The sequence below is a fragment of the Pseudomonadota bacterium genome (assembly GCA_038533575.1).
Taxonomy (GTDB): domain Bacteria; phylum Pseudomonadota; class Alphaproteobacteria; order Rhodobacterales; family Rhodobacteraceae; genus Shimia_B.
The window spans coordinates 1,713,377-1,739,577 of sequence record JBCAYL010000001.1 but is presented as its reverse complement, the minus strand read 5'-3'; the positions used below and the strand labels follow the sequence as shown (position 1 = coordinate 1,739,577).

Below are 26,201 nucleotides of genomic sequence, written 5' to 3'. Positions count from 1 at the left end.
TACCTTCCGGGGGCCGCCATCGACACGCCATGGGTCCGAGCGACACTGGCGACGGGGGTCAAACTCCCGGTCCCGACCTCTCAAAGCGAGCCAACCGATGACCCACTTTCTCGACATCCACAAAACCGACCCGGCTGACCTTCGCCACATGATCGATGCGGCCCGCGCCATGAAGGACGCGCGTGCGGGCCGGCCCAAGGGGATGCCCGACGCCGAGACGCCGCTCGCGGGCCGCATGGTCGCGCTCATCTTCGAGAAGCCCTCGACGCGTACACGGGTCAGCTTCGACGTGGGCGTGCGCCAGATGGGCGGGGAGACGATGGTGCTTTCGGGCGGGGACATGCAGCTCGGCCATGGCGAGACGATCGCAGACACCGCCCGCGTGCTCTCCCGCTACGTGGACCTCATCATGATCCGGACCTTCGAGGAGACGACGCTCCTTGAGATGGCCGAACATGCCACCGTGCCCGTCATCAACGGGCTCACCAACCGCACCCATCCCTGCCAGATCATGGCCGACGTGATGACCTACGAGGAGCATCGCGGCCCCATCGCGGGGCGCCGCGTGGCCTGGATGGGCGACGGCAACAATGTCTGCGCCTCCTTCCTCCATGCCGCGGGCCAGTTCGGTTTCGACATGGTGGTGTCCGGCCCCGAGACGCTCGATCCCGAGGCGGTCTTCGTCGAAGGCGCGCGCAAGGCCGGGGCGCGCGTCGAGCTCATCCGCGACCCGGAGACCGCCGTGTCGGGGGCCGATCTCGTGGTGGCTGACACCTGGGTCTCCATGCATGACAGCCAGACCACGAAGGAGCGGCGGCACAACCAGCTCCGCCCCTACCAGGTGAACGAGCGGCTGATGGGCAAGGCCAAGGATGATGCGCTCTTCATGCATTGCCTGCCGGCCCACCGGGAGGAAGAGGCCACGAGCGCGGTCATGGACGGGCCGCACTCCGTGATCTTCGACGAGGCGGAGAACCGGCTCCACGCGCAAAAGGCGATCATGCGCTGGTGCCTCGGGGTCTGAGCACGTGGCATCCTTCGTCTGGATGTCGGACCTGCATTTCACGGCCCATGGCGATGTCCTCGGCCACGATCCGCGGGCCCGGCTTGAGGCGGCGATAGACCTCATCAACGCCGAGTATCGCGACGCGGCCTTCTGCCTGATCTCGGGTGACATGGTGAACCGCGGGACGCCCGCCGACTACGCCGCGCTCGCCCGGCGGCTCGCGCGGCTCGAGATCCCCTACCTGCCGCTCCCCGGCAACCATGACGACCGCGCCGAGTTCCGTCGCCACCTCGCGCTGCCCGAGGGGGTCATGGACGCGTTCATCCAGTACGAGGTGCCGCTGGGCCACGCGCGGGTGATCGGCCTCGACAGCCTCGATCCCAGCGCGGATGCGGGCGTGCTCTGCCCCGCGCGCCGGGGCTGGCTCTTCGAGAGGCTCGCGGTGAGCGAGGCGCCTGCGCTCGTCTTCCTGCACCATCCGCCGATGCCACTCGGCCTGCCGATGCAGGATGCCGACCGCCTCGCCGAGGGCGAAAGCGTCCTCGACGCTTTGGTGGAGACCGGCCGCGTGGCGTTTCTCGGCGCGGGCCATGTCCACCGCCGCCAGTCGGGCGTCGTGCGCGGCCTGCCCTTTTCGACGATGGGCTCCGTCCTCTACCAGGCCCCGCCGCCCGTTCCCGCCTGGGACTGGGAGAGCTTCACACCCGCCCGGGAGGCGCCTGAACTCGCCCTCGTGACGGTGGAAGGCCCCGACATCCGCGTGGCCCCCCGCCAGATCTGCCCCTACGAGACGGGCACCTGAGCACGGGCAAAATTCTTGCGAAGAATTTTCGGAAGCGCGGCGGTGGCCGCTGCGCGGGGCAAAATTCTTGCGAAGAATTTTGGTGCCCGGGGCGGGGAGCGGCCCTCGATGCTGGCGGTGTGCTTGCCGATGGAACTTGCGGGCGCGCCGTGGTTTACCTCTCGTGACACGCAAGGCGGAGGCGCGCGATGGCAACGGCAAGCATGGGACTGATCGGGGTGGGCACGATGGGATCGGCGCTCGCGCTCAACATGGCCGAGAAGGGCCATGACGTGGCGCTCTACAACCTCGACGCCTCCACTATCGACGCGCTGATCGACCGCGCGGGCGACCTCGCCCCGAAGCTCAGGAAATGCGAGAGCCTCGAGGCACTGGTGGAGGCGATGCCCACGCCCCGCGCGATCATGATGATGGTGCCCGCGGGCAAGCCCGTGGAGGAGACGATCGACGCGCTCCTGCCGCACCTTGCCGAGGGCGACACGCTCATCGACGGCGGCAACAGCGATTTTCGCGACACCATGGAGCGCACCAAGCGGGTGGAGCAAAAGGGCTTCCGATATCTTGGCATCGGCGTCTCCGGTGGCGAGGACGGCGCGCGTAACGGCCCCTCCATGATGGTGGGCGGCACGCCGTCGGCCTGGGAGCCGGTGCAGCCGATCTACGAGGCGATCGCCGCGAAATACGAGGGCGACCCCTGCGTGGCCCATCTCGGCCCCGACGGGGCGGGGCATTTCGTGAAAACCGTCCATAACGGGATCGAATACGCGGACATGCAGCTCATCGCGGAGGTCTACGGCCTCCTGCGCGACGGGGAGGAGCGCACTCCCGCCGAGATCGCGCCGCTCTTTCACCGCTGGAACGAGGGCCGGCTCCAGAGCTACCTGGTGGAGATCGCGGGCCATGTCCTCGACGCGGTGGACCCCGAGACGGGCAAGCCCGTCGTCGACATCATCGTCGACCAGGCCGGCCAGAAGGGCACCGGCCGCTGGACGGTCATCGAGGCGATCCGCATGGGGCAGTCGGCCTCCATCATCGAGGCGGCAGTGGGCGCGCGGGTGCTGAGCTCGGAGCGCGAGACCCGGAAGGTCGCGGCGCCGATCCTCGCGCCCCATGCGGGCGAGGCCCACGGCACCTTTGACGAGGCCGAGCTTGAAAGCGCGCTCCTCGTCGGCCGCGTGCTGGCCTATGCGCAGGGATTCCGCATCCTGAAAGCGGCCTCGGACGAATTCGGATGGGATCTCGACTATGCCCGCATCGCGGAGATCTGGCGGGCGGGCTGCATCATCCGATCCGCGCTGCTCGACGACATCGCCACGGCCTTCCGGGGAGACCTGCCGGACGGGCGGCTGATCCTGTCGGACCACTTCGCGCCGCTCCTCAAGGACCACATCGCCTGCCTGCGGCGGGTGGTGGCGCAGGCCACGCTCATGGGGCTGCCAGTGCAGGCGCTGGCCTCGGCGGTGAGCTGGTTCGACGAGATCCGGCAGGCGCGCGGGACGGCGGACCTGCTGCAAGGGCTGCGGGACTATTTCGGGGCGCATTCCTTCGAGCGGCTCGACAAGGAGGGCAGCTTCCACGGGCCCTGGCACGACTGAGCCCCGGCACGACTGAGCCCTGGCACGACTGAGCCGTTGGGTCGTCCGAGCTCTCTGGGGCTCAGCCCTGGAAGCGTCTGTGCCCTGGGTCAGGGCCGCCCACGGCCATGGGCCCTGATCTCGGTGCTGCGCGCGCGGCAGGCGGCGGGACCGGCCTCCGGCGGAGGTACGGGGCACAAAGAAGCGAAGATCCTGACAATGTCTGCGGACAGTTGCGCCCCCGGCCACGGCGCGTGGGCCCTGGCCGAGGGCGGCTTCTTCGTGCGCAGCCATCGCTCCTCAGCTGTACTGCGCCACCACTATGGCGCGAGTTGGTTAATGGAAGGTTACCACCAGAACGCGTGCCTTTCCCTAGCCTCCGCGGCGCTTGGCGCGGAGCGTGGGCGCGGCCTCCGTCGGGTCCTCGGGCCAGGGATGGCGGGGGTAGCGGGCGCGCATGTCCTTGCGGACATCCGCATAGGAGCCCGCCCAGAAGCCGGGCAGGTCCTGGGTCGTCTGGACGGGGCGGCCTGCGGGCGACAGGAGCGTGATGAGGAGCGGCGTCTCCCCGACCATGGGGTGGCGCGTTTCGCCGAAGAGCTCCTGCAGTCGCAGCGAAATCGCGGGCGCCGCGCCGCCGTAATCGATGGGGATCCGGCGGCCCAGCGGGGTCTCGTAGGCCGGGGGAGCGGCGCGATCGAGGGCACGGCTCTCCTCGTAGCTCAGCATCGCCGCGAGGGCGGGGAGCGGGTCGAAGGCCCGCCAGGCCTCCGCCGTGGTGATGCCGGCGAGATGGGGCGCGAGCCAGCTTTCGAGCGTCTCGAGCAGGGCCGTGTCCTCGAACCGCGCATCGCCTGAGGCGCGCGCGCGGGCCTGGAAGAGAGCGGCCTTGCCCCGCAGCGCGAGGCCAAGCTGGCGGATCCCCTCGCACATGGCCGCGGCGCTCGCTTCCGGCGGCGCGTCGCTCCAGGGGAGATCGGAGAGGGCGAGGGCGCCGAGGCGCTCCTGCCGACGGGCCAGCACGCGCCCTTCGCGCTTTGACCAGGTGCAGAGCGTCTCTTCCCGGATGCGCGCCGCGAAGGTCTCGCGGATCTCGCTCTCGGTGAGGGGCAGGGCCAGTCTGATGCGGGCTTCGCGGGGCTTGCCGTCGGTCTCCACCGCGACGAGCCAGGGCGCCGCGGCGAGGCTGTCCTCGGCGGCGAGTTCCGCGCCCTTGCCACCGGAGAGGAGGTAGCGCGGCGCATCGCCGGGCCTGCGACCGCCGACGCGGTCCGGGAAGGCGAGGGCGGCGGCCACCGCATCGCCGGGATAGGGCCGCGCGGGCGCGAGGCGGGCGAGGCGCTTGGCCTCGGCCTTGATGTCCTTGAGGGCGCCGTCCCGGAGGCGCAGGGCGCGGTCGCGCCGGAAGCGGCCGGTGTCGCGCACGGCCTCGAGGCGGAGCGCGAGGCTGCTGTCGCGGCTTTCGACGGGGTCGCGGGCACCGAGGAGGGCCGCGAGCGGCGCGGCCTCTCTGCCGGCTTCGAGGAGCATGTGGGCGAGGCGCGGATGGGTGGGCATGGCGGCCATGGCGCGGCCATGGGCGGTGAGCGCGCCGCCCTCGAGCGCGCCCAGATCCTCGAGCAGCGTGCGGGCCTCGGCCATGGCCGGAGCCGGGGGCGGGGTCAGGAAGGCGAGCTCCGTCTCCGGCGCGCCCCAGGCGGCGAGCTCGAGGGCCATCGGGGCCAGATCCGCCGCCTCGATTTCGGCCGGTGGGTAGGCCGCGAGCGCGCCCTCCTCGCCCTTTGTCCAGAGCCGGAGACAGGTGCCCGCGCGCACGCGGCCCGCGCGGCCGGCGCGCTGCTCGGCCTCGGCGCGAGTGACGCGCTCTGTGACGAGGCGCGAGAAGCCCGATCCCGGATCGTGCCGCGCGCGGCGGGCGAGGCCCGCATCGACCACGTGGCTTACGTCCTCGATTGTGAGCGAGGTCTCGGCGATTGATGTGGCGAGGACGATCCGGGGGCCGCCCGTGGGGCGCAGCGCCTCCTGCTGTGCCTTGAAGGGCAGCGCCCCGTAGAGCGCGAAGACGGGGACCGAGACGTCGAGCACCGCCTTCACGCGCGCGATCTCGCCCTGGCCCGGCAGGAAGCACAGAAGCGCGCCGGTGACCTCGGGGAGGAGGGCCGTGATCTCGCGCGCCACCAGCGGCTCGAGCCGCATGTCCTTCGGGCGTGGCGCGTCGAGATGGCGGATCGTGACGGGGAAGCTGCGGCCCTCTGCGGTGAGCACGGGGGCCTGCCCCAGCATCTCGGCCACCGGCGCGGCATCGAGCGTCGCCGACATCACGAGGAGCTTCAGATCCGGGCGGAGCGCCTGCCGCACCTCCCAGGCGAGCGCGATGCCGAGATCGGCCTGCAACGAGCGCTCGTGGAATTCGTCGAAGATGATGCAGCCCACGCCTGGAAGCTCGGGGTCCGATTGCAGCATGCGCGTGAGGATGCCCTCGGTGACGACCTCGATGCGCGTGCCCGGCACGCTCTCGCCTCGCATCCGGAAGCCCACGCGCGCGCCGGGCGCCTCGCCCAGCTCGGCGGCGATGCGCATGGCGGCCCCCCGCGCGGCGAGGCGGCGTGGCTCGAGCATGAGGATCTTGCCGTCCACTGCCTCGAGGAGGGCGGGCGGTACCCGCGTCGTCTTGCCCGCCCCGGGCGGGGCCTGCAGGACCGCGCGCCCTTCGCGGGCGAGCGTCGCGGCGAGCTCCGGCAGGAGCGGATCGATGGGCAGGGCGCGCATGGGCCCTAGGAAGGCCGTTGCGTGTGCCAGGTCAAGCGCCTGACGGCTGGGGGCCATGGCAATGACGCATTGCTTGTCTAGGCGAGGCTAACCATGCGCGCGCTCATTGAACGGATCGATATCTTCAGGCTGGCCCGCCTCGCGTCGAGGGGATCTTCGGGCTGATCTTTCTCGCGACGGTGGAGGCGCTGGCCTTTCGCGCGCAGCCCAAGGACTTCATGGGCTTCTATCGCCTGGGCGTGGCCGAGCACGATTTCTCGGACGTGTTGCCGGACGGGCGGACCGGGCCCTTGCGCTACTACGCCCTGGTCGTGCTTCCGAACGGGAAGCTCGCGCGGATGGAGACCGAGCCGCGGGTCGTGGTCGATAACGAAGTCTGCGCGGAGATGTTCTACGGGCGCTGGTTCGCCTCCTACCACGTGACGATCCACGATCCGCGCCACTGCAGCTGAGGCCGCGCGGCCCCTATGCGCAAGCGCTGGACCTATGGCGGCGGCTGGGCCATCAAAGCGCCATGGACGAACTGGCCGCCAAAGTCGCCGAAGGGAACCGCCGCGCGCTGGCCCGGGCGATCACGCTCATCGAGAGCGGGCGCGCGGACCATCGCGCGCAGGCGGCCGCTCTCCTCGGCGCGCTGCCCACGGACCGGGCCGCGCTGCGCATCGGTCTCTCGGGCACGCCGGGCGTGGGCAAATCGACCTTCATCGAGGGCTTCGGCCTCATGCTCGCCGAGGCGGGCAAGAAGGTCGCCGTGCTTGCCGTCGATCCCTCCTCGGCGCGCACCGGGGGGTCGATCCTCGGCGACAAAACCCGCATGGAGCAGCTGTCGCGCCACCCGCTCGCCTATATCCGCCCCTCGCCCTCCCAGACCCATCTGGGCGGCGTGGCGCGGCGGACGCGGGAGGCGGTGAGCCTTTGCGAAGGGGCGGGGTTCGACGTGGTGCTCATCGAGACGGTGGGCGTGGGACAGTCTGAGACCGCCGTGGCGGAGATGTGCGATGTCTTCGTGCTTCTCCTCGCGCCTGCGGGGGGTGACGAGCTCCAGGGCGTGAAGCGCGGGATCATGGAGATCGCGGACCTCGTCGTCGTCAACAAGGCCGACGGGGCACTCAAATCCACCGCGACCCGCACCTGCGCGGATTATGCCGGGGCGCTGCGGCTCCTGAGGAAGCGCCCGCAGGACCCCGACGATATCCCCAAGGCGCTCATGGTCTCTGCGGTGGAGGGCACGGGCCTGCCCGAGCTCTGGTCGGAGATCGAGGCGCTGGCGATGTGGCGCATGGAAAAAGGCGTCTGGGCGGCGCGGCGCGCGGCACAGGCGGCCTACTGGTTTCGCGAGGAGCTCAGGCAGGGGATGGAGGCGCGGCTCAGGGCCCGCAAGGATCTCGCGGCGCTCGAGACGGAGGTCCGCGAGGGGCGGCTCACGGCGGCGATGGCCGCTGAAAAGGTGCTCTCGGAGCTGCTCTGAGAGCCAACCGGGGGAATCGGTGCGAAAATCGCGCCTCTATGCTAGGCTCGCGCCATGAAGACCGCCGCTTTCTCCACCTCGCTCGCCGTCAAGGACCTCGCCACCTCCCGTGCCTTCTACGAGGAGCTGGGCTTTGACACGATGGGGGGCGACCCGGATCAGGGCTGGCTCATCCTGAAGGCGGGGCCCACGATCATCGGCCTCTTCCAGGGCATGTTCGAGGGTAACCGGCTCACCTTCAATCCCGGATGGGACCAGAACGCCCAGCCGCAGGACCCATTCGAAGACGTGCGCGCGCTGGCCACGCGGCTCAAGGGGGCGGGGCTCGAACTGGGGGAGGCCAACCTGCCCGAGGACGGGCCGGGATCCTTCACCGTCATGGACCCGGACGGCAACATCATCCTTGTGGATCAGCACCGGTAGGGACGCACGCGCGCTGACGCGGCGCGCCGCACGCGGACATCGTACTGGGACGTCGTGCGGGGAGGTGTTGACGGGGCAGGGGGCCTTGCGTATAGCCCGCGGACGAATTTCGGGGCCAATGCTGGCCTCTGTCACCTAAGAGATGTCGCCCGCTGGCAAGGCCCGGGCCCGAGACGAGGATGAACCGATGTCGCGCGTTTGCGAACTGACCGGCAAGGGCCCGATGAGCGGCCACAACGTGTCCCACGCCAACAACAAGACGAAGCGCCGCTTCCTGCCGAACCTGAACGAGCAGACGCTGCGCTCCGACATCCTGGACCGCTCCTTCAAGCTGCGCATTTCGGCGGCGGCGCTGCGCACGGTGGATCACCGCGGCGGGCTCGACGGCTTCCTCGCCAAGGCAAAGGACGCAGAGCTTTCGCCCAACGCGCTCAAGATCAAGAAAGACATCGCGAAAGCACAGTCGTAAACGCCACGCTTTCCTCGGCAAGGCCCCGCCATGGCGGGGCTTTTTGCGTTTTATGCCGCGGGGAGATCGGCTTGCCTGCGGTGGGGGCGCGCCTTACCTTTTCAGTCATGAAGCCGCTGCTCTTTTCCCTTTTGGCGTGCCTGACGCTCGTGACGAGCGTCGCCGTGGGCCACGCCCGGGGAGCGGTGCCTGCGTCTGACGCCGTCGTGATCTGCCACGGTCTTTCGACGACCGTGATCTGGCTCGACGGCGAAGGCAACGAGGTGGAGCGCGCGGGCATCTGCCCGGAGGCCGCGCTGACCCTCTTCGGACAGGAGGCCGCGCCATCGCCGGCCCTGGCCCTCGACGGGCCTGCGCTGCGCACCGCCGCGACTTTCGCGCGCGATCGTGCCCCCGGTCGCGCCCCTGCCGCCACGCAAGCCAGGGGCCCACCTTTCATCGTCTGACCTCTCATCACTCAGACACTGAAAGGACAGTTACATGCTCAAGCACCTCACGATGACCGCCGCGCTGTTCGCGGCCTCCACCGCCTTCGCGGGCGATACCTCCATGTCCATGGCCGACAAGGACGGCGACATGGCGATGATGATGGAGGGCGATGCCCCCATGATCCACGACGCCTATGCCCGCGCCGCGACCCCCAATGCCCGCGCAGGGGCAGCGTTCATGGTGATCATGAACCCCACCGACACCGATGATCGGCTCATCGAAGCACGCTCCGACGTCTCGGCCCGCGTGGAGTTGCACACCCATGTCGAGGGCGAGAACGGCATGATGATGATGCGCGAGGTCGAAGACGGGCTCGTGATCCCCGCGGGCGGGAGCGCCACGCTCGCGCGCGGTGGGGACCACGTCATGTTCATGGGGCTCCGCGAGAGCTTTGAGCAGGGCAAGGAGATCCCCGTGACCCTCGTCTTCGAGAAGGCGGGCGAAATCGCCGTCACCATCCAAGTGGACCTCGACCGCGAGGATGGCCACGGGATGATGGATCACGGCGGCCACGGCGGCCACAGCCACGGCGAGGATAGCTGACCCGGATCGCCCCGCCCGCAGGCAGGGCCCCCTTAGGCCGGGCCACGGGCGTCAGCCCTTTGTAAATCCGAGCTCCTCGTTCCGCGCGAGGAGCTCGAGCTTCATCTCCTCGAGCATGCCCCGCGTGGGATCGGTGTGATCCTCGATGATGGCCTTGTCGATGGCGCTGGAGACGCGGTCTTCGAGGAGCTTTAGGCTCGCAGGCAGCTTGCCCGTGAGCGCGGCCTCAGCGGCCGCCGCCTGCACGCCAACCCAGCCCGCGATGGTGCCGTCGAGGCGCTTGTCATCGTCGAAATTGACGACGCGCCCGGCGATCTCGCGCATCTTTTCGGCGCGGGCGGAATGGAAGCTGGCCATGGTCTCCACCTTCTCCTTCAGACTGCCCTCCATGGCGCCGGCGAGCCCGCGATAGGCGGCCTCGGCGTCCCGGCTGCGATCGTAGAGCGCGGCGAAGGCGGGGCGGCTGTCGCTGATCTTGTCGGTGCGGTGGATGGGGCGGCTCATGGCGGTCTCCTTTGCGGTCTTGCTAAGGAAAACAAGCGTCCTGGGCTCGGGTTCCGCGCGAGGCGCGGGAAAGCCCTGGGGACTAACGGGGGAAACGTGGTGGAAACCTTGCCCCGCCTCCCTGCGTTAAGAGGCCATGAAACTGAAATCCGACCACCCGCTCATGAGCCCCGTTGTCCCCGGCTGGATGTACAAAGGCGTCCTCGGTGCGGGGGCACTCTCCGTCGTCCTCATCATCCTCGCCGCGTCGAACGGTAAGGATTACGTCGACGCGCAGAACAGCACCTATCGCACCATTCCCACCGACCAGTTGCACCAGGCGAACTAGACGCCGAAGTGCGCCGCCATCTCCGCGCACCAGCCCGGGACGGTCTCCGTGGCCTTCCCCGCGCGTGTCTCGTCGAAGAGAGGGTTGTTCGAGGGTGCAAGCGTGAGCTCCCATGTCTCCGCGCCGCGCCCCGCTGCAATGTCGACGAACCCGGCCGCCGGATAAACCTGCCCGGAGGTGCCGATGGCGGCGAAGACGGACGCGGCCTCGAGCGCGTCATGGATGCGGCCCATGTGTCGGGGCATCTCGCCGAACCACACGATATCGGGCCGTGTGGCCTGCGCCCCGCAGGAGGGGCAGGGGTTACGCACGTCCATGATGCGAGGGGCGGCCCACCCCGCGCCGCAGGCCGCGCAGGTGGCGCCATCCAGCGCGCCGTGCATGTGCAGCACGTCCCCGTGCCCCGCGGCCTCATGCAGCCCGTCCACGTTCTGCGTCACGAGCAACATCCGCGCCCCGAGCCGGGCCTGAAGATCGGCGAGCGCGGCATGGGCCACGTTGGGCCGCGCCGCCCGGGCGGCCTCGCGCCGGGCATTATAGAAGCGTTGCACCATCTCGGGGTCCCGCGCGAAGGCCTCGGGCGTCGCCACGTCCTCGGGGCGGTGACCCTCCTAGAGACCGCCCGCGTCGCGGAAGGTGGCGAGACCGCTTTCCGCCGAGACGCCCGCGCCGGTGAGAATGACGAGATCCATGCCGCATCATTGTGGCCCCGCGGCGCCCGTGCAAGCATGGGCCATGCGCATCCTCTTCGTCTGCCTGGGAAATATCTGCCGCTCGCCCGCCGCCGAGGCCGTGGCCCGCGCGCGCGGGCTCGATTGCGACAGCGCCGGGACGGGGGACTGGCACGTGGGCGATCCACCCTACGGCCCCATGCAGAAGGCGGCCCGTGCCCGGGGCTACGACATGGCCCCTCTCCGCGCGCGCCAGCTCGTGACGGCGGATTTCGACGCGTTCGACCTCCTCGTCGTCATGGATGATCAAAACGCCCGGGATGCCGAGCGCCTCCGCCCGCCGGGGAACCGGACCCCGCTCCGCAAGCTCACCGACTACGCCGCTCCGGGCGCGCGTGGCTCACCCCCGGATCACGTGCCCGACCCCTACTACACCCGCGATTTCGACGGCGCGCTCCGCCTCATCGAGGCCTGCATGGACGGGCTCGCGCGCGAGGTGTCCCAGAGCCAAAAGCCCAAGGCCTAAAGCACAGCCCGGCAGACATCCTCGGCCCGCGCGGCATAGGTCGTCCAACGTTCCCAGAAGGCATCGGCCCCCGGGCTGTCATTGAGGCGCACGTCCTGGCCCCGCTCGGGGTCGTCGAAGAAGCTCGCGCCGAGGCGCTGGTCCCCGCGGCTGAGCTTGTCATCGGCGACCCCCTGGATGCACTGGCACGAGGCACGATTGGCGTTCTGCCGGCCCGCGGCGAGGCAAGCCTCGCTGATGGGCCCGGCGGCGAAGGAGATGCCCGCCGGCGCACGGGCGGTACGCCCGCCACAGGCGGCCAGCGCGCACATCAGAAGAAGGGCGATGAATATCCGCATAAAATTGCCTCTGCTCGTTGCGTCCGTCGACGTCTTCACGCTCTCTGGCGCGTTGCACGCAGCATGCCACAACGCCGCCCAGCCGACAATCACGACGCCGTGTACCCCGGCGCGTGTGCGTTAAGGTCAATGCGACCGGCTGAGGGTCGCATTCATTCCTTGCCTTGGGCTCTGGAAGGCCGCGCTTTGGTCGGTGGCTCCCTAAGCATGACGCAGCCGCCTTCCCCATTCCATTGTGCTGCGCCCGCGACAAGAAAACCAACCGTCCCCGCGCCGCATTGACCAGCCCTCGGATGCGCCGCATATCCCACCCCATGACCCCGCTGAAAAACATCCGCAATTTCTCCATCGTCGCCCATATCGACCACGGGAAATCCACGCTCGCCGACCGGCTCATCCAGTCGACGAACACCGTGGCCGACCGCGACATGAAGGAGCAGCTCCTCGACGCGATGGATATCGAGCGCGAGCGGGGCATCACCATCAAGGCCAACACCGTGCGCATCGAGTACGTCGCGCGCGATGGCGAGCGCTACGTGCTCAATCTCATCGACACGCCCGGCCACGTGGATTTCTCCTACGAGGTGTCCCGCTCCATGCGCGCGGTGGAAGGCTCCCTCCTCGTGGTGGATAGCACGCAGGGCGTTGAGGCGCAGACGCTGGCCAATGTCTACCAGGCCATCGACGCCGATCACGAGATCGTCCCGGTCCTCAACAAGATAGACCTGCCGGCCTCCGAGCCCGAGCGCGTGGCCGAGCAGATCGAGGATGTCATCGGCATCGACGCCACCGACGCCTTGCACGTGAGCGCCAAGACGGGGCTCGGGATCGAGGACACGCTCGAGGCCATCGTCCACCGCCTCCCGCCCCCGACGGACGGCGACCCGGACGCGCCCTTGAAGGCCATGCTGGTGGACTCGAAATACGACCAGTATCTCGGCGTCATCTGTATCGTCCGCATCATCGAGGGCACGCTCAAGAAGGGCGACAAGATCCGCATGATGAAGACGGGCGGGACCTACGACGTGGACGATGTGGGCGTCTACCGCCCCGCCATGAGCGCCGTCGAGAGCCTCGGGCCCGGCGAAATCGGCTACCTCAACGCCTCCATCAAACAGGTCCGCGACACCCGCGTGGGCGACACGATCACCCATGAACGCCGCCCCTGCGCGGAGCCGCTCCCGGGCTTCAAGCCCTCGCAGCCGGTCGTCTTCTGCGGGCTCTTCCCGGTGGACAGCGCGCAGTTCGAGGATCTGCGGGACGCCATCGACAAGCTCGCGCTCAACGACGCCTCCTTCTCCCACGAGATGGAGACCTCCGCCGCGCTGGGCTTCGGCTTCCGCTGCGGCTTCCTCGGGCTCCTCCACCTCGAGGTCATCCGCGACCGGATCGAGCGGGAATACGATATCGAGCTCATCACCACCGCGCCCTCCGTGGTCTACCATGTCTATGACAAGACGGGCGAGATGACCGAGCTCCACAACCCCGCCGACATGCCCGACCCCTCGCTCATCGACCACATCGAGGAGCCGCGCATCAAGGCCACGATCCTCGTGCCCGACGAGTACCTGGGCGACGTGCTCAAGCTCTGCCAGGAGCGCCGCGGCATCCAGCTCGATCTCACCTATGCGGGGACGCGGGCGATGACGGTCTACGACCTGCCGCTCAACGAGGTGGTCTTCGACTTCTACGACCGGCTCAAATCGGTCACCAAGGGCTACGCCTCCTTCGACTACCAGATGGAGGGCTACCGCGCCGACAACCTCGTGAAGATGAGCCTGCTCGTGAACGAGGAGCCGGTGGACGCGCTCTCCATGATGGTCCACCGCGACCGCGCCGAGATGCGCGGGCGGGCCATGTGCGAGAAACTCAAGGACCTCATCCCCCGCCACATGTTCAAGATCCCGATCCAGGCAGCCATCGGCGGCAAGGTGATTGCGCGGGAGACGCTATCCGCTTTGCGCAAGGACGTGACCGCGAAATGCTACGGCGGCGACGCTTCCCGGAAGAAGAAGCTCCTGGAGAAGCAGAAGGCGGGCAAGAAGAAGATGCGCCAGTTCGGGAAGGTAGATATCCCTCAGGAGGCGTTCATTTCGGCGCTGAAGATGGATGGATGATGTTTCCCATCGTTGTTGCGCCGCTGTTATATCTCCAAGGCTTCGAGAGTTTTGGTAACGGACGGTGCGAGAGCCCACCGGTATGCGGGATGAACTTCCCAAGCGTAGCCGAAGTTGACTTTATTCGAGACTAAGTTTGGGTGATCTTGATAGTACAGCCGGTCAATTTCGCTCTCTCCATCTTTCCTCGCGATTGCAAAGTCGATCTTGAATAAAAACTCTAACAGAGATATCCCATTGGCCTTACCTCCTTTTGCAAAAAATACATTCTGATTGTTCGCGATACCATTGAGTTTCTTTACAATCTCGTCTTGAGTGTAAAGAAATTTTTTGTCCTTTTCCTTTTGCTCTTTGGTCGTGGGCTTCATTGAGTAGAGCACATCTTTGATTTGAGGAAGCTCGCTTCCAAACTCAGAGATTAGGTCCGCTATGCGTCCCTTCGAGTACTCGGGAAAGCTCTCGGCAAGGTCACGGGAGGTGATGTGTTTCCGATCCTCTCCATCTGCATGCTGCGCTGCACCCGTTAACAGCTTTACAAGGTCGCGTGGCCGACGCCTTGTCAGTGAAAGCAGCACGTTATGTATAGGCCGGTTGGCCCAATGACCGTTGCCAATAAAGACTTGCTCAACAACAGGAGCTAGATACCTTGAAATTTTCTTTTGTGATTGGTGCTCGAGCTCCTGCTCGCTCACATGCTCTCCCATGAAGGTGGCCACCCGTTTCGCCATCAAAACAAGCACTTCGTGATTATTCCATTGAATGGGAACGCGATAAGGTTCGAACTTGTCTCCCGACTCGTCGTGCTGGCGAACGAGATTATAGGCGTCAGATCTCAAGCCGATTCGAAACTTTATTCTTTCATCAGTGTTTACGATGTCTCTAACCGCATTAATAAGAGCGGAAACGTTCTCGACGTCTTTACTATTCGCTGACCAACCCCTGTCAATATCGTCGACATATACAAAGATTTCCTGATTCTTATTGAATTTATCGAAGATAGCCGCGTCGACGCCATTCAAACTCTCACCCACCACCTTGGTGAGCAGGATGGATATCACCTGTTTGGTAGTGAAAATGGTTGCGTTTTCACCGACGAGTTTCCCAAAAACCTCGAACTCATTTAGGCATTTTTGTGCGATGATTGCTAGGAGGTTACTCTTGATCTTTTCGACGCGCTCTACGAATTGACCATCCACGGACCACGCGTTCGCTATGTCGTTCGGTTGAAGCCATATGGCTAGTCTCTTTTGCTCTTTGTCAGCGCTGTGCGACATCTTCAAAAGAGCACTTTTCCCAATGCCCTTGTGGCCAACTAAAAGACGAATTTTAATGTCGGATCGAAGACGCTCGTATGCCTTATTTCGCACAAAATACTCTTTGAGGCGCTCGATGGATTCGTCTTCAGCAGCCTGAGCGCCAAACATCCGAAGTAATGTGGAGTCATCAAATCCTGAAACGCGCTTTGTTTCGTACTCTTCAAAATTGAACATATCGTCCCTCAGACCCGCCGGAATAGGGTTTCAGCGCGAACGGACGAGGTCAAGAGGATTGTTTGACGGTGGGCAATCGCATTATTTAGGTGCGGCGGCTCTGCTTCACGGGTCGTCTATTTGGACTGAAACCACCACCACCACCTCCTCCTCAGCTTCTCTTCCACCTCCACCGCCACTTCCCCGCCCGGCACCGGCTCCATCCCGTGGTTCGCGAGGATGCTGCGCTCCTCGGCGCGGGTGAGTTGGATGCGGCGGAGTTCTTCGGCGCTTTCGCGGCTCGAGCCGCGGAGGTGGAGGTGGAAGAACGTGCCCGGGAGCCCGCGCGGGTCGCCGGCGCGGATCTGCTCCATCGTGCGTTCCATCTCCTCCTCCGACCAGATGCGCTGCAGGTCGTAGATCGAGACGAGCGCGCCCACGCGGCGGCCGTGGCGCGTGAGCAGGACGAGCCCGTTCGGGCGCTGCACCCAGTCGAGGAGGGCGGGCAGCATCTTGCGCGCCTGGGTGGTGGACCGCGTGATCATGTGGCCGCGGTCGGGCGTCGTTTGCATGGTCGAAATCCCGTCTCATCCCGGTGTACAAAATGCGTCTCCGCCCCTGAGATTTTGTACAAAACGGTGCAAACCCGGTGTTTTGACCGCGCGGTGGGCCCCTTAACGCGCGTTAACCTGTGGCGCGTTCGGTGGTGGTTTACGCCGCCTGAATGGCCCTGCGGTGGAGGGAGCTGTAGGGCCAGTTCTCCGGGCGGTCGCAGAGCGACCATGTCACCGGCATCGCCTCGCAGGCGCGACAGGCCGCGGCAAGGCTGCCCTCGGGGATGCGGGCATGGGCCGGGGCCACGAGGCGGATCGCGCCCCCGCTATGGGCGCGGAGCGAGGCCGAGAGGCGGGTGAGGCGGAGGCAGATATCGTCGTCCTCAAGGGTGCCCAGCACAAAATAGAGGCCGTTGGGGAGGATGCAGGCGGCGTGCGTCTCCAGCGCCCCCCGCGCGCTTTCGGCGGCGAAGGCGCTGCGGACGAGGGCGATGTGATCGGTGACGGCGGTGCTCGCCCGGTCCTCGTGGAGGAGGGCGCAGCGGTGCGTGAGGCGGGCAGGGGCGAGGTCAAGCATGCGTTAACCATGCCCGCCCGCCCTTAAGGAAGCCTTAAAACGCCACGCCCGCCTGCAGGACGATATTGGCATAGGGCGTGGCCTCACCCGTGCGCACGACGAACCGCGCCCCCGCCGACATCCTCTTAAGCTCTTCATGTGAAACGGTTTTTACGGGCAAGCGGCGCTCGAAATCCGCCATGATCGCCGTGGCTTCCTCGGCCACGAAGGCCTCCTCCACGACCATCTCCGCGCGCACCGCGTCGAGCACGGGCCAGAAGGGCGGCAGGCCCGCCACGACCGCAAGGTCCACCAGCTCGACCCCGCGGGGGACCGGCAGCCCTGCATCGGCGATGACGAGCGTGTCAGTGTGCCCGAGCCCCGCGATGAGGCCCGCGAGGCGGGCGTTAAGAATTCCTGACGATTTCATGGGCTCTCCAGAAAGGTGGTGACGGCGGCTTCGAATTCCCGCGGCTTCTCGGCATGGAGCCAGTGCCCCGCGCCGGGAATCTTGGCAAAGCGCGCGCTGGGGAAACGCGCCTTGATGGCGGGGCGCGCCTCGCGCGTGACGTAGTCGGAGAGCGCGCCGGAGAGGAAGAGGGTGGGCCCGTCCCAGCGGGCGGCGATCTCGGGGAAGCCGATGATCTCGTCCATGCGGGCGCGGAGGGCGGGGAGGTTGAGCTTCCACGCGCGGGCCTTGACGTCGAGCGATTGGAGGAGGAAGGCGCGGATCGAAGCCTCGGGGACATCGGCGGCCAGCGCGGCGTCGGCCTCCGCGCGGGTGGAGACCTGCGCGAGATCGAGCCGCTCCATGGCGTCGATATAGGGCGTCTGGGTGTGGGTGTAGGTGACGGGCGCAATGTCGGCCACGACGAGGCGGCGGAGGGGCGCGCCCGCGAGCGCTGCCATCATGGCGGCCTTCCCGCCCATGGAATGGCCGAGGAGATCCACCTCTCCCAGCGGCGCCATGACCTCGGCGAGGTCAGCGGCCATGGCCGCGTAGCTCATGTCCTCGGACCAGAAGCTGCCGGCGTGGTTTCGCATGTCCACGCAGATCACCCGGCGCGTGGCGGCCATGCGCTTGGCGATGACGCCCCAGTTGCGCGCCGAGCCGAAGAGCCCGTGGGCGATGACGAGCGGGCGGCTGCCGGTGCCGTAAGTGATTGAATTCAACATGGCCCTGCCTAGCCCGGAAGGCGTTGGCATGGCCAGAGCGGGCGCGCTAGGCTTTGGTCCATGGACCCTCAGGATGCCGCCGACCGTCTCGCCGCGTTGCGCGCCGATATCGCCACGAGCTATGGCGTGGGCGGGGATCTGCGGCGGCAGGTGCGCAAGATCCGGAGGACGCTACCGCGCTACGAGCTGCGGCAGGCGGAGGATCTCGTGCGTGTGGAGGCGGAGCTGGCACAGCGGGAGGCCGGGGCCGAGATCGACGCAGCTGCCTTCGAGCGGGCCGAGACGGCGCTTCAGATGCATCTCGAGGGGCTCGACACGCTGGCGCGGCGGCGGGGCTTTGCGCTCGATCTGGCCACCTCTGTCATCGTGAACGTGGTGATCGGGGTCGGGGTGATCGCCGCGCTTTGGGCTCTTTTCAGCGCCCGGTGAGCGGCGCGCTGCGCGCGTTGCCGTCCCCGCACCGAAGAGGATCCGCCAACGAGGTGCAGGGTGACTTCATCAGGGTGGGCGACGGGTGGGGCCCCACCCCACCCGCGGCATCAGTAGAGCGGGAAGCGGGCGCAGAGCTCGGCGACTTCGGCGCGGACCTTCGCTTCCACGGCGCTGTTGCCCTCTTCGCCATGGTCCGCGAGGCCATCGACGACCTCGTTGATCCAGTCGCCGATCTGGCGGAATTCGCCTTCGCCGAAGCCCCGGGTCGTCCCCGCGGGGGAGCCCAGGCGGATGCCCGAGGTGACCATGGGCTTTTCCGGGTCGAAGGGCACGCCGTTCTTGTTGCAGGTGATGTGTGCGCGGCCGAGCGAGCGCTCGGTGGCGTTGCCTTTCACGCCCTTGGGGCGCAGATCCACCAGCATCACGTGCGTGTCGGTCCCGTTCGTCACGGTGGCGAGGCCGCCCTTGGCGAGCTGATCGGCGAGCGCCTGGGCGTTCTTGATGACCTGCTCCTGGTAGGTCTTGAACTCGGGGCGCAGCGCCTCGCCGAAGGCCACGGCCTTGGCCGCGATCACGTGCATGAGCGGACCGCCCTGGATGCCGGGGAAGATGGCGGAGTTGAACTTCTTGGCCATGGCCTCGTCGTTCGTCAGGATCATGCCGCCGCGCGGGCCGCGGAGGGTCTTGTGGGTCGTGGTCGTGGCCACATCCACATGGGGGAACGGATTGGGATAGACGCCCGCGGCGATCAGGCCCGCGAAATGCGCCACGTCGGCGAGGAGGTAGGCGCCCACGCTATCGGCGATCTCCCGGAACTTGGCGAAATCGAGGTGCCGCGGAATGGCGGAGCCGCCGGCGATGATCATCTGCGGCTTGTGCTCGAGGGCGAGGCGCGCGAGCTCGTCGTAATCGATGAGGTTTGTCTCCCGGCTTACGCCGTACTGGACCGCGTTGAACCATTTGCCGGACTGGTTGGGCTTCGCACCATGGGTGAGGTGGCCACCTGCATCGAGCGACATGCCGAGGATCGTGTCACCGGGCTGAAGCAGCGCCTGGAACACGCCCTGGTTGGCCTGGGAGCCGGAGTTCGGCTGCACATTCGCGAAGTCCACGCCGAAGAGCTTGCAGGCCCGTTCGATGGCGAGGTTTTCGGCCACGTCCACGTATTGGCACCCGCCATAGTAGCGGCGGCCCGGGTAGCCCTCGGCATACTTGTTCGTCATGACCGAGCCTTGCGCCTCGAGCACGGCCTTCGAGACGATGTTCTCGGAGGCGATCAGCTCGATCTCGTCGCGCTGGCGGCCCAGCTCCTGTTCGATGGCGCCGAAAAGCTCGGCGTCGGTGTCCGCGAGGGATTTGGAAAAGAAGGCGGCTTCACGGTGCGGGGCGTTCATAGTGCTCTCTCCAGATGAGGTCGCGTCTCTCTAGCGCGCGGGGTCAGGAGGGAATACCTCAATCGCGGCCATTTGCAACGTTCCGGCGCCCCGTGAGGAGCCGATTGGTGACTTGCCTTTCGGATCGTCACCGGCGCAGTCTTTGGGAAACACGCCCACTGGACCGCGGGAGGCAGCAGGTGGCCCAAAAGCAGAAGATCGCCTTTGTGGCCAGCGACGTGGCGCTCGCGCAAGAGGCGCGCGATGTGCTGACCGAGCGGCACGGGCATGTGGAGCCCTCCGAGGCGGAGGTGATCGTGGCGCTGGGGGGCGATGGCTTCATGCTTCAGACGCTACACGCCACGGAGGGCTCGCCCGTGCCCGTCTACGGGATGAACCGCGGCACGGTGGGCTTCCTGATGAACGAATACCGGGAGGAGGATCTCCTCTTCCGGCTGGCGGCCGCGGAGGAAGCCGTGATCAACCCGCTGCGCATGCGCGCGACCTGCGTGGACGGCTCGGTGACAGAGCGGCTGGCGATCAACGAGGTCTCGCTTCTCCGGCAGGGCCCGCAAGCGGCCAAGCTGCGGATCTATGTCGATGACAAGCTCCGCATGGCCGAGCTCGCCTGCGACGGCGCGCTCGTGGCCACGCCCGCGGGCTCCACGGCCTACAATTACAGCGCCCATGGGCCCATCGTGCCCATCGGCTCGGAGGTCCTGACGCTCACGCCCGTGGCGGCCTACCGGCCCCGGCGCTGGCGCGGGGCGCTCCTGCCCAAGCGCGCGAAGGTGCGTTTCGAGGTCATCGGCGGGGAGAAGCGGCCCGTCATGGCCGATGCCGACGGGCGCAACGTCCGCGACGTGGTGCAGGTCGAGATCGAAAGCTGGGGCGCGGTGGAGCACCGCATCCTCTTCGATCCGGGACACGGGCTGGAAGAACGGCTCATCCGCGAGCAGTTCGAGTAGCCGCGGCTCAGGCGGCACGCCCGGCGTTGCGCCCCGAGAAGATGCAGCCGCCGAGGAAGGTGCCTTCGAGCGCGTTGTAGCCGTGATACCCGCCGCCTCCGAAGCCCGCGACCTCGCCCGCGGCGAAGAGCCCCTCGATGGGGCTGCCATCGGTGGCAAGCATCTGACCGTCAAGGTTGGTCTCGAGGCCACCGAGGGTCTTGCGCGTGAGGATATGGAGGCGCACGGCAATGAGCGGCGCGTTGGCGGGATCGAGGAACTTGTGCGGCTTGGCTGTGCGGATGAGGCGGTCGCCCCGATAGTTGCGGGCGGCGTGGATCGCCATGATCTGCGCGTCCTTGGAAAAGGGATTGTCGATCTGAGCATCGCGGGCCTCGATCTGCGCGCGCAGTCGGGCCTCGTCGATGCGCTGTCCCCCGGCCACCTGGTTCATGCCTTGCACAAGCTGCGGCAGGTTCTGTGCCACCACGAAATCCTCGCCCCGCTCCTTGAAGGCCTCCACGGGCCCGGTGGCGCGCTTGCCGGACAGGATGCGCTCCTTGATGACCTCGAGCCAGCTGCCGGAGGTGAAGTCCGGGTTCTGCTCGGAGCCTGAAAGCGCGAATTCCTTCTTGATGATCTGCTGGGTGAGGATGAACCAGCTGTAGCTTTCGCCGGTGGCGAGGATGCTCTTCAGGGTGCCGAGGCTGTCGAAGCCCGGCAGGGCGGGGGGTGCGAGGCGGTTGCCATGGGCGTCGAACCACATGGACGAAGGGCCGGGCAGGATGCGGATGCCGTGGGAGGGCCAGATCGGATCCCAGTTCTTCACGCCTTCGGTGTAGTGCCACATGCGGTCGTTGTTGATCACGCGTCCGCCGGCGGCCTCGGAAATCGAGAGCATGCGCCCGTCGACATGGGCCGGGACGCCGGCGACCATGTCGTCGGGGACGGGGCCGAGACGCCCGGTGGGCCAGTTCTTCTTGACCATCTCGAAGTTGCCGCCGATCCCGCCGGAGGTGACGATGACCGCCTCCGCCTCCGCGCGGAATTCGCCCGCCGCGTCGCGCGTGGTCTTGGCGCCGCGGGGCGCGTCATCCTCGGCGAGGACGGTGCCCGAGATGCCGGTGGCCCGGCCGTCCTGCATCTCGATCCGGTCGACCTGGTGACGGAAGGCGTAGGTGAGACGGCCCGCCTTCTCGTGCTCGGCGCAACGGGCGATGAAAGGTGCGAGGACGCCGGGCCCGGTGCCCCAGGTGATGTGAAACCGTGGCACCGAATTGCCGTGGCCGGTGGCGAACCCGCCGCCGCGCTCGGCCCAACCCACGACAGGGAACCAGCGGTGGCCCATGGCGTGGAGCCAGCTCCGCATCTCGCCCGCGGCAAAATCGAGGTAGTGCTCGGCCCAGCGCCGCGGCCAGTGATCCTCCGCGCGGTCGAAGCCCGCCGCCCCCTGCCAGTCTGCGCTGGCGAGCGCGCGGCTGTCGCGGATGCCCATGCGGCGCTGCTCGGGGGTGTTCACCATGAAAAGGCCGCCGAGGGACCAGAAGGCCTGCCCGCCGAGGTTCTGCGGGCCCTCTTGATCGACGATAATGACGCGCTTGCCGCGGTCCCCGAGTTCCGCGGCGGCGGCGAGGCCCGCGAGACCCGCGCCGACGATGATGACGTCTGCTTTCATGCTCCACCTGTCGCGCGGCTCCGCGCTCCAGGCAAGCGTTACGGCGGGTCGGGCGCTGTTTGCCTCGCGGCAAAGGCGCCCCGCCCGCCGTCCCTAATGGCGCTCCGCCGCGTCTCACGCGCCTCGCGGCGGCAAGGCGCGGTCCACGGCTTCTTTGTGCTTTGTACCTCCGCCGGAGGCATCCAAAGCAACCAGCGCGCGCAGGTTTACGCGGCGAAGCCCAGTTTCGTCACGTGGATCTCGAAGGTCGGGTGCATCTCGGCCCCCACCACATCCGGGCGGTAGTGCCGGAAGATCGAGCGCCAGTAGGGCTGCACGACGACCCCTTCCTCCTGCATGATGGTCTGGATGCGGGCCATGACCTCGCGGCGCTGATCGGCGTCGGCGATGGCCGTGGCCTCCGCCAGAAGCGCGTCGAACTCCGCGTTCTCGAAGGCGCTCTCGTTCCACGCCTCGCCGGAGCGGTAGGCCAGCGCGAGGACCTGGACCCCGAGTGGCCGCTGGGCCCAGTCAGTGGCCGAGAAGGGGTATTGCGCCCAGTCGTTCCAGAAGGTCGCGCCGGGGAGCACCGTGCGCCGCACGTTGATGCCGGCATCGCGGAGCATGGCGGCGGCGGCGTCACAGGTCGCCCGGCGCCAATCGTCGTCGATGGAGATGAGCTCGTGCTCGAAATCGGCCATGCCGGCCTCTTCCATGAGCGCGAGCGCCGCGGCCGGGTCCGTTTCGATCGGCGGAAGCTCCGCGTATTCAGGGTGGATCGGCGAGACATGGTGGTTCTCGGCCACGGTGCCGTTGTCGGCGAAGCCCAGCGTCAGGCAGGTGGCGTTGTCGATGGCGAGCGCCATGGCCCGGCGCACGCGCGCATCGGCATAGGGCACCATGCCGCCCACCTCGGCCTTCTGGTTGCAGCGGATGCAGACGGTGTTGGCCGTCGTGGCTTCCGAGCGCGTCCAGTCGATGGAGTCAAAGAGCGGGATGAAGTCGCCCAGGCTCTCGTAGATCATGTCCACTTCCTCGGCCTCCACGGCGGCGAAGATCGCGGCCTGGTCATCGCCGAAATCGACGTAGACGATGCGCTCCAGCGCGGCGCCTTCGCCCCACCAGTCGTGGGCGTCGTTGCGGATGAGCTCGGCGGAGATGCCCACCGTGTATTCGCCCGGCAGGTAGGGGCCGGTGCCGATGGGATTGGCGAGCGGGTCGTTGCCGTCGAAGGACGGATGCACGATGGCGGCGGGATAATCCGAGAAGCCGGCGATGAGTGTGATGTCGGCCGTGGCCGGGCGCAGGACGACCGTCATGTCATCGGCCACCTCGATGGCGCCTTCGCGGGCCACGTCGGTCTCGGGGTCGATGAGGGAAGCCATGCGCGCGGCCATGGAATTGCCCTCTACGGCACGTTCGCACCAGCGCGCGATATTGAAGGCCACGTCCTGCGCGGTGAAGGCCTCGCCGTTGTTCCAGGTCACGCCGGGGCGGACCATGAGGCGGTACTCGGTGGCGTCGTCATTGACCTCCCAGCCTTCGAGGAGCATCGGCACGAAGGAGCCATCTGACTGGTATTCCACGAGATATTCCAGCCAGCCGCGCGTGTAGTTCGACATCTGCGGCCAGTCATAGGTCCGCGGGTCCTTGAGGGCGCGCACGGTGCTCTCGATCCTGAGGGTGCCGCCGTCGCGGGCATGGCCCGCGGAATTTGCGGGCGTCGCGCCGATGAGCGCGTAGGCGGCCGCGCTCGAGAGCCCGAGCGCCGTGGCACGCGTCAGGAATTCGCGGCGCGAGAGCGTGCCGGCTTCGACCTCGGCAGCGTAGGCCCGCGCGGCGGGGTGAAAATAGGGTGTTTTCATGAAAGGCGTCTCGACAGTTGCGCAGACGTTGGGTCAGAGGGCGCGCGCCTCTGCAGCACGGCGCTCGCCCTTGGGGTGTAACAACAGGTTAACGCCCGCCCGCGATGACGCAAGGGCAGGTTTGTCACGGCGCGTGCGCGGCCTCAGGCCGCCGCGTAGCCCAGGCCTTGGAGCGCCGTGCGGATCTCGTCGAGGATCGCCGGATCGTCGATCGTGGCGGGCATTTTGTAGGCCTCGTTGTCGGCGATCTTGACCATCGTGCCGCGCAGGATCTTGCCCGAGCGGGTCTTTGGCAGGCGCGGCACGACCGCGGCGAGCTTGAAGGTCGCCACGGGCCCGATCTCGTCGCGCACCTTGGCGATGACCTCGGCCACGATCTCGGGCTCGGGCCTCTCAGTGCCCGAGTTGAGGCACAGGAAGCCGAGCGGAAGCTGGCCCTTGAGCGCGTCGGTGACGCCGATGACGGCGCATTCGGCCACGTCGGGATGCCCGGCCAGCACCTCCTCCATCGCCCCGGTGGAGAGCCGGTGACCCGCCACGTTGATGACGTCATCGGTGCGCGCCATGATGTAGAGGTAGCCGTCCTCGTCGATCATGCCCGCGTCGCCCGTCTCATAGTAGCCCGGGAAGGCGTCGAGGTAGCTTTTGGTGAAGCGCTCCTCGGCGTTCCAGAGGGTGGGCAGAGTGCCCGGGGGCAGGGGAAGCTTCACGGCGATGGCGCCGAGCTCGTCCGGGGCGAGCGGGTGACCCTCGTCGGAGAGGATCTGCACGTCGTAGCCCGGCATGGGCACCGAGGGGGAGCCGAGCTTCACCGGCAGCTTCTCGATCCCCATGGGATTGGCGGCGATGGCATAGCCCGTCTCCGTCTGCCACCAGTGGTCGATGACGGGCACGCCGAGCTTTTCCTGCGCCCAGATGATCGTGTCTGGGTCGGCCCGCTCCCCGGCGAGGTAGAGGCATTCGAGGGACGACAGATCATAGTCCCCGATCAACGTGCCCTTGGGATCGTCCCGTTTGATGGCGCGGAAGGCGGTGGGCGCGGTGAAGAGCGCCTTCACCTTGTGATCCTCGATGACGCGCCAGAAGGTGCCGGCGTCGGGTGTGCCCACTGGCTTGCCCTCGAAGACGATGGTCGTATTGCCGTGGATGAGCGGCGCGTAGCAGATGTAGCTGTGGCCCACGACCCAGCCCACGTCCGAGGCGGCCCAGAAGACCTCCGTGCCCTCCGCGGTGGGCGGATTGATGTCGTAGACGTTCTTCATCGTCCAGTTCAGCGCCACGAGATGCCCGGCCGTGGGCCGGACGACGCCCTTGGGCTGGCCCGTGGTGCCGGAGGTGTAGAGGATATAGGCGGGATGGGTGCCGGGCACCGGCACGCAGGCCGCTGGGGCCACGCCCTCCTGCGCGGCGTGCCAATCCACGTCCGTGGGGCCCAGATCGCAGGGCCCTTCCTTGCGCTGCAGGATCATCTGAAAGTCGGGCTTGTGCCCCGCCATGTCGATCGCCTCGTCGAGCAGGGGCTTATAGGTGACGATGCGCCCGGGCTCGCAGCCGCAAGAGGCGGCGATGATCGCCTTTGGCGTGGCGTCGTCGATGCGGACGGCGAGCTCATTGGAGGCAAATCCGCCGAAGACGACGGAATGGATCGCCCCGATGCGGGCGCAGGCGAGCATCGCGACGAGCGCTTCGGGCACCATGGGCATGTAGATGATGACGCGGTCGCCAACGTTGATGCCGCGCGCCGTGAGGGCGCCGGCCAGGGCTGCGACGCGGTCCCGGAGCTCGGCATAGGTGATGCGGGCGGAGGTGCCGGTGATGGGGCTGTCGTGGATGATGGCGATGTGCCCGCCACGGCCCGCCGCCACGTGGCGGTCCACGGCGTTCCAGCAGGTGTTGACCCGCGCATCGGGAAACCATTCGTAGAGCGGGGCGCGGGAGGCGTCGAGCGCTCTCGTCGGGGCCCGATCCCAGTCGATGGCCTCTGCGGCCTCCATCCAGAAGCGCTCCGGATCGGCCTGCCAGCCTGCGTAGATGTCGGTGTATCCCATGGCTCTCTTCTCCCGTCCCGGCGGGTGTAGGCGAAGGGTGCGCCATGCGGCAAGAATGATTGCGCTCGCAGGGTGATGCGGGTGTGAATTCCTGCGCCGG

Annotated in this window: 27 protein-coding genes; 14 read left to right on the top strand and 13 right to left on the bottom strand. The window is 67.4% G+C overall.

Annotation, left to right across the window (positions count from 1 at the left end; translation table 11 throughout):
* Window positions 1–97 precede the first annotated feature (97 nt).
* The 3 genes from argF to gndA all read left to right on the top strand — a co-directional run bounded on the left by argF (window position 98) and on the right by gndA (window position 3,403).
* Window positions 98–1,024, top strand: coding sequence for an ornithine carbamoyltransferase (argF, locus tag AAFM92_08830; GenBank protein ID MEL7300471.1), 927 nt, complete (start codon window positions 98–100; stop codon window positions 1,022–1,024).
* 4 nt (window positions 1,025–1,028) lie between these two features.
* Entirely contained in the window at window positions 1,029–1,808 is a 780-nt protein-coding gene (locus AAFM92_08825) for a metallophosphoesterase (GenBank protein MEL7300470.1), read from the top strand.
* A gap of 188 nt (window positions 1,809–1,996) precedes the next feature.
* Window positions 1,997–3,403 carry an NADP-dependent phosphogluconate dehydrogenase gene (gene gndA, locus AAFM92_08820; GenBank protein MEL7300469.1) on the top strand — a complete coding sequence of 469 codons (1,407 nt, stop codon included), beginning with the start codon at window positions 1,997–1,999 and terminating at the stop codon, window positions 3,401–3,403.
* Window positions 3,404–3,754: 351 nt separating this feature from the next.
* Here the strand turns inward: gndA and hrpB are convergent, their stop codons facing one another.
* Window positions 3,755–6,151: an ATP-dependent helicase HrpB gene (hrpB, locus tag AAFM92_08815; GenBank protein ID MEL7300468.1), complete on the bottom strand. Its 2,397-nt coding sequence runs from the start codon at window positions 6,149–6,151 to the stop codon at window positions 3,755–3,757.
* A 179-nt stretch (window positions 6,152–6,330) separates the two neighbouring features.
* Here hrpB and AAFM92_08810 point away from each other — a divergent pair, with 179 nt between their 5' ends.
* The 6 genes from AAFM92_08810 to AAFM92_08785 all read left to right on the top strand — a co-directional run bounded on the left by AAFM92_08810 (window position 6,331) and on the right by AAFM92_08785 (window position 9,543).
* The gene (locus tag AAFM92_08810) at window positions 6,331–6,603 is read left to right on the top strand and encodes a hypothetical protein (protein MEL7300467.1); all 273 of its coding nucleotides are present in this window, start codon (window positions 6,331–6,333) and stop codon (window positions 6,601–6,603) included.
* Window positions 6,604–6,665: 62 nt separating this feature from the next.
* On the top strand, window positions 6,666–7,619 hold the full coding sequence (meaB, locus tag AAFM92_08805) for a methylmalonyl Co-A mutase-associated GTPase MeaB (GenBank protein ID MEL7300466.1): 954 nt from the start codon (window positions 6,666–6,668) through the stop codon (window positions 7,617–7,619).
* Window positions 7,620–7,673: 54 nt separating this feature from the next.
* Entirely contained in the window at window positions 7,674–8,042 is a 369-nt protein-coding gene (locus AAFM92_08800; GenBank protein MEL7300465.1) for a VOC family protein, read from the top strand.
* A gap of 187 nt (window positions 8,043–8,229) precedes the next feature.
* Window positions 8,230–8,511, top strand: coding sequence for a 50S ribosomal protein L28 (gene rpmB / locus AAFM92_08795; GenBank protein ID MEL7300464.1), 282 nt, complete (start codon window positions 8,230–8,232; stop codon window positions 8,509–8,511).
* 107 nt (window positions 8,512–8,618) lie between these two features.
* A complete protein-coding gene (locus tag AAFM92_08790) occupies window positions 8,619–8,957 on the top strand; it encodes a hypothetical protein (protein MEL7300463.1) in 339 nt (112 codons plus the stop codon).
* A gap of 109 nt (window positions 8,958–9,066) precedes the next feature.
* Window positions 9,067–9,543, top strand: coding sequence for a copper chaperone PCu(A)C (locus AAFM92_08785; protein MEL7300462.1), 477 nt, complete (start codon window positions 9,067–9,069; stop codon window positions 9,541–9,543).
* Window positions 9,544–9,594: 51 nt separating this feature from the next.
* Here the strand turns inward: AAFM92_08785 and AAFM92_08780 are convergent, their stop codons facing one another.
* Entirely contained in the window at window positions 9,595–10,047 is a 453-nt protein-coding gene (locus tag AAFM92_08780; GenBank protein ID MEL7300461.1) for a hypothetical protein, read from the bottom strand.
* A 136-nt stretch (window positions 10,048–10,183) separates the two neighbouring features.
* Between AAFM92_08780 and AAFM92_08775 the strand changes: the two genes are divergently transcribed.
* A complete protein-coding gene (locus AAFM92_08775) occupies window positions 10,184–10,375 on the top strand; it encodes a hypothetical protein (GenBank protein ID MEL7300460.1) in 192 nt (63 codons plus the stop codon).
* Here AAFM92_08775 and AAFM92_08770 read toward each other — a convergent pair.
* Window positions 10,372–10,965: a Sir2 family NAD-dependent protein deacetylase gene (locus AAFM92_08770; protein MEL7300459.1), complete on the bottom strand. Its 594-nt coding sequence runs from the start codon at window positions 10,963–10,965 to the stop codon at window positions 10,372–10,374. The genes AAFM92_08775 and AAFM92_08770 overlap by 4 nt on opposite strands.
* 100 nt (window positions 10,966–11,065) lie before the next feature.
* Between AAFM92_08770 and AAFM92_08765 the strand changes: the two genes are divergently transcribed.
* Window positions 11,066–11,572, top strand: a complete 507-nt coding sequence (locus AAFM92_08765) for a low molecular weight protein-tyrosine-phosphatase (GenBank protein MEL7300458.1) — start codon at window positions 11,066–11,068, stop codon at window positions 11,570–11,572.
* Here the strand turns inward: AAFM92_08765 and AAFM92_08760 are convergent.
* The gene (locus tag AAFM92_08760; GenBank protein ID MEL7300457.1) at window positions 11,569–11,910 is read right to left on the bottom strand and encodes an arginine transporter; all 342 of its coding nucleotides are present in this window, start codon (window positions 11,908–11,910) and stop codon (window positions 11,569–11,571) included. The genes AAFM92_08765 and AAFM92_08760 overlap by 4 nt on opposite strands.
* A gap of 314 nt (window positions 11,911–12,224) precedes the next feature.
* Between AAFM92_08760 and lepA the strand changes: the two genes are divergently transcribed.
* Window positions 12,225–14,027 carry a translation elongation factor 4 gene (gene lepA, locus AAFM92_08755; GenBank protein ID MEL7300456.1) on the top strand — a complete coding sequence of 601 codons (1,803 nt, stop codon included), beginning with the start codon at window positions 12,225–12,227 and terminating at the stop codon, window positions 14,025–14,027.
* 26 nt (window positions 14,028–14,053) lie between these two features.
* On the opposite strand, the gene AAFM92_08750 is transcribed toward lepA, so the two are convergent.
* From AAFM92_08750 to AAFM92_08730, 5 genes are all read right to left on the bottom strand, one after another.
* Window positions 14,054–15,517 (bottom strand): hypothetical protein, encoded by a 1,464-nt coding sequence (locus AAFM92_08750; GenBank protein MEL7300455.1) that lies wholly within the window; start codon window positions 15,515–15,517, stop codon window positions 14,054–14,056.
* Window positions 15,518–15,633: 116 nt separating this feature from the next.
* Complete coding sequence (locus AAFM92_08745) at window positions 15,634–16,068, bottom strand: hypothetical protein (protein MEL7300454.1); 435 nt, start codon at window positions 16,066–16,068, stop codon at window positions 15,634–15,636.
* Window positions 16,069–16,207: 139 nt separating this feature from the next.
* The gene (locus AAFM92_08740; GenBank protein ID MEL7300453.1) at window positions 16,208–16,627 is read right to left on the bottom strand and encodes a hypothetical protein; all 420 of its coding nucleotides are present in this window, start codon (window positions 16,625–16,627) and stop codon (window positions 16,208–16,210) included.
* 34 nt (window positions 16,628–16,661) lie between these two features.
* Complete coding sequence (rbsD, locus tag AAFM92_08735) at window positions 16,662–17,036, bottom strand: D-ribose pyranase (GenBank protein MEL7300452.1); 375 nt, start codon at window positions 17,034–17,036, stop codon at window positions 16,662–16,664.
* The gene (locus tag AAFM92_08730; GenBank protein ID MEL7300451.1) at window positions 17,033–17,782 is read right to left on the bottom strand and encodes an alpha/beta fold hydrolase; all 750 of its coding nucleotides are present in this window, start codon (window positions 17,780–17,782) and stop codon (window positions 17,033–17,035) included. Before AAFM92_08730 ends, rbsD begins: the two co-directional genes overlap by 4 nt.
* A gap of 60 nt (window positions 17,783–17,842) precedes the next feature.
* Here AAFM92_08730 and AAFM92_08725 point away from each other — a divergent pair, with 60 nt between their 5' ends.
* Window positions 17,843–18,211 carry a hypothetical protein gene (locus AAFM92_08725; GenBank protein MEL7300450.1) on the top strand — a complete coding sequence of 123 codons (369 nt, stop codon included), beginning with the start codon at window positions 17,843–17,845 and terminating at the stop codon, window positions 18,209–18,211.
* A gap of 110 nt (window positions 18,212–18,321) precedes the next feature.
* Here the strand turns inward: AAFM92_08725 and glyA are convergent, their stop codons facing one another.
* On the bottom strand, window positions 18,322–19,608 hold the full coding sequence (glyA, locus tag AAFM92_08720; protein MEL7300449.1) for a serine hydroxymethyltransferase: 1,287 nt from the start codon (window positions 19,606–19,608) through the stop codon (window positions 18,322–18,324).
* A gap of 179 nt (window positions 19,609–19,787) precedes the next feature.
* Between glyA and AAFM92_08715 the strand changes: the two genes are divergently transcribed.
* Complete coding sequence (locus AAFM92_08715; GenBank protein MEL7300448.1) at window positions 19,788–20,555, top strand: NAD kinase; 768 nt, start codon at window positions 19,788–19,790, stop codon at window positions 20,553–20,555.
* Between the two features lie 7 nt (window positions 20,556–20,562).
* Here the strand turns inward: AAFM92_08715 and AAFM92_08710 are convergent, their stop codons facing one another.
* The 3 genes from AAFM92_08710 to AAFM92_08700 form a co-directional block, all read right to left on the bottom strand.
* Window positions 20,563–22,209, bottom strand: a complete 1,647-nt coding sequence (locus AAFM92_08710) for an FAD-binding dehydrogenase (protein ID MEL7300447.1) — start codon at window positions 22,207–22,209, stop codon at window positions 20,563–20,565.
* Between the two features lie 206 nt (window positions 22,210–22,415).
* Window positions 22,416–24,053 (bottom strand): ABC transporter substrate-binding protein, encoded by a 1,638-nt coding sequence (locus AAFM92_08705; GenBank protein ID MEL7300446.1) that lies wholly within the window; start codon window positions 24,051–24,053, stop codon window positions 22,416–22,418.
* A 143-nt stretch (window positions 24,054–24,196) separates the two neighbouring features.
* Window positions 24,197–26,101: a propionyl-CoA synthetase gene (locus AAFM92_08700; GenBank protein ID MEL7300445.1), complete on the bottom strand. Its 1,905-nt coding sequence runs from the start codon at window positions 26,099–26,101 to the stop codon at window positions 24,197–24,199.
* Window positions 26,102–26,201 lie beyond the last annotated feature (100 nt).

Bases quoted from the DNA above. Each gene is read 5' to 3' on its own strand.
- argF (MEL7300471.1), top strand. From the start codon at position 98: ATGACCCACTTTCTCGACATCCACAAAACCGACCCGGCTGACCTTCGC.
- gndA (MEL7300469.1), top strand. From the start codon at position 1,997: ATGGCAACGGCAAGCATGGGACTGATCGGGGTGGGCACGATGGGATCG.
- hrpB (MEL7300468.1), bottom strand. From the start codon at position 6,151: ATGCGCGCCCTGCCCATCGATCCGCTCCTGCCGGAGCTCGCCGCGACG.
- meaB (MEL7300466.1), top strand. From the start codon at position 6,666: ATGGACGAACTGGCCGCCAAAGTCGCCGAAGGGAACCGCCGCGCGCTG.
- AAFM92_08800 (MEL7300465.1), top strand. From the start codon at position 7,674: ATGAAGACCGCCGCTTTCTCCACCTCGCTCGCCGTCAAGGACCTCGCC.
- rpmB (MEL7300464.1), top strand. From the start codon at position 8,230: ATGTCGCGCGTTTGCGAACTGACCGGCAAGGGCCCGATGAGCGGCCAC.
- AAFM92_08790 (MEL7300463.1), top strand. From the start codon at position 8,619: ATGAAGCCGCTGCTCTTTTCCCTTTTGGCGTGCCTGACGCTCGTGACG.
- AAFM92_08785 (MEL7300462.1), top strand. From the start codon at position 9,067: ATGGCCGACAAGGACGGCGACATGGCGATGATGATGGAGGGCGATGCC.
- AAFM92_08780 (MEL7300461.1), bottom strand. From the start codon at position 10,047: ATGAGCCGCCCCATCCACCGCACCGACAAGATCAGCGACAGCCGCCCC.
- AAFM92_08775 (MEL7300460.1), top strand. From the start codon at position 10,184: ATGAAACTGAAATCCGACCACCCGCTCATGAGCCCCGTTGTCCCCGGC.
- AAFM92_08765 (MEL7300458.1), top strand. From the start codon at position 11,066: ATGCCGCATCATTGTGGCCCCGCGGCGCCCGTGCAAGCATGGGCCATG.
- AAFM92_08760 (MEL7300457.1), bottom strand. From the start codon at position 11,910: ATGCGGATATTCATCGCCCTTCTTCTGATGTGCGCGCTGGCCGCCTGT.
- lepA (MEL7300456.1), top strand. From the start codon at position 12,225: ATGACCCCGCTGAAAAACATCCGCAATTTCTCCATCGTCGCCCATATC.
- AAFM92_08750 (MEL7300455.1), bottom strand. From the start codon at position 15,517: ATGTTCAATTTTGAAGAGTACGAAACAAAGCGCGTTTCAGGATTTGAT.
- AAFM92_08745 (MEL7300454.1), bottom strand. From the start codon at position 16,068: ATGCAAACGACGCCCGACCGCGGCCACATGATCACGCGGTCCACCACC.
- AAFM92_08740 (MEL7300453.1), bottom strand. From the start codon at position 16,627: ATGCTTGACCTCGCCCCTGCCCGCCTCACGCACCGCTGCGCCCTCCTC.
- rbsD (MEL7300452.1), bottom strand. From the start codon at position 17,036: ATGAAATCGTCAGGAATTCTTAACGCCCGCCTCGCGGGCCTCATCGCG.
- AAFM92_08730 (MEL7300451.1), bottom strand. From the start codon at position 17,782: ATGTTGAATTCAATCACTTACGGCACCGGCAGCCGCCCGCTCGTCATC.
- AAFM92_08725 (MEL7300450.1), top strand. From the start codon at position 17,843: ATGGACCCTCAGGATGCCGCCGACCGTCTCGCCGCGTTGCGCGCCGAT.
- glyA (MEL7300449.1), bottom strand. From the start codon at position 19,608: ATGAACGCCCCGCACCGTGAAGCCGCCTTCTTTTCCAAATCCCTCGCG.
- AAFM92_08710 (MEL7300447.1), bottom strand. From the start codon at position 22,209: ATGAAAGCAGACGTCATCATCGTCGGCGCGGGTCTCGCGGGCCTCGCC.
- AAFM92_08705 (MEL7300446.1), bottom strand. From the start codon at position 24,053: ATGAAAACACCCTATTTTCACCCCGCCGCGCGGGCCTACGCTGCCGAG.
- AAFM92_08700 (MEL7300445.1), bottom strand. From the start codon at position 26,101: ATGGGATACACCGACATCTACGCAGGCTGGCAGGCCGATCCGGAGCGC.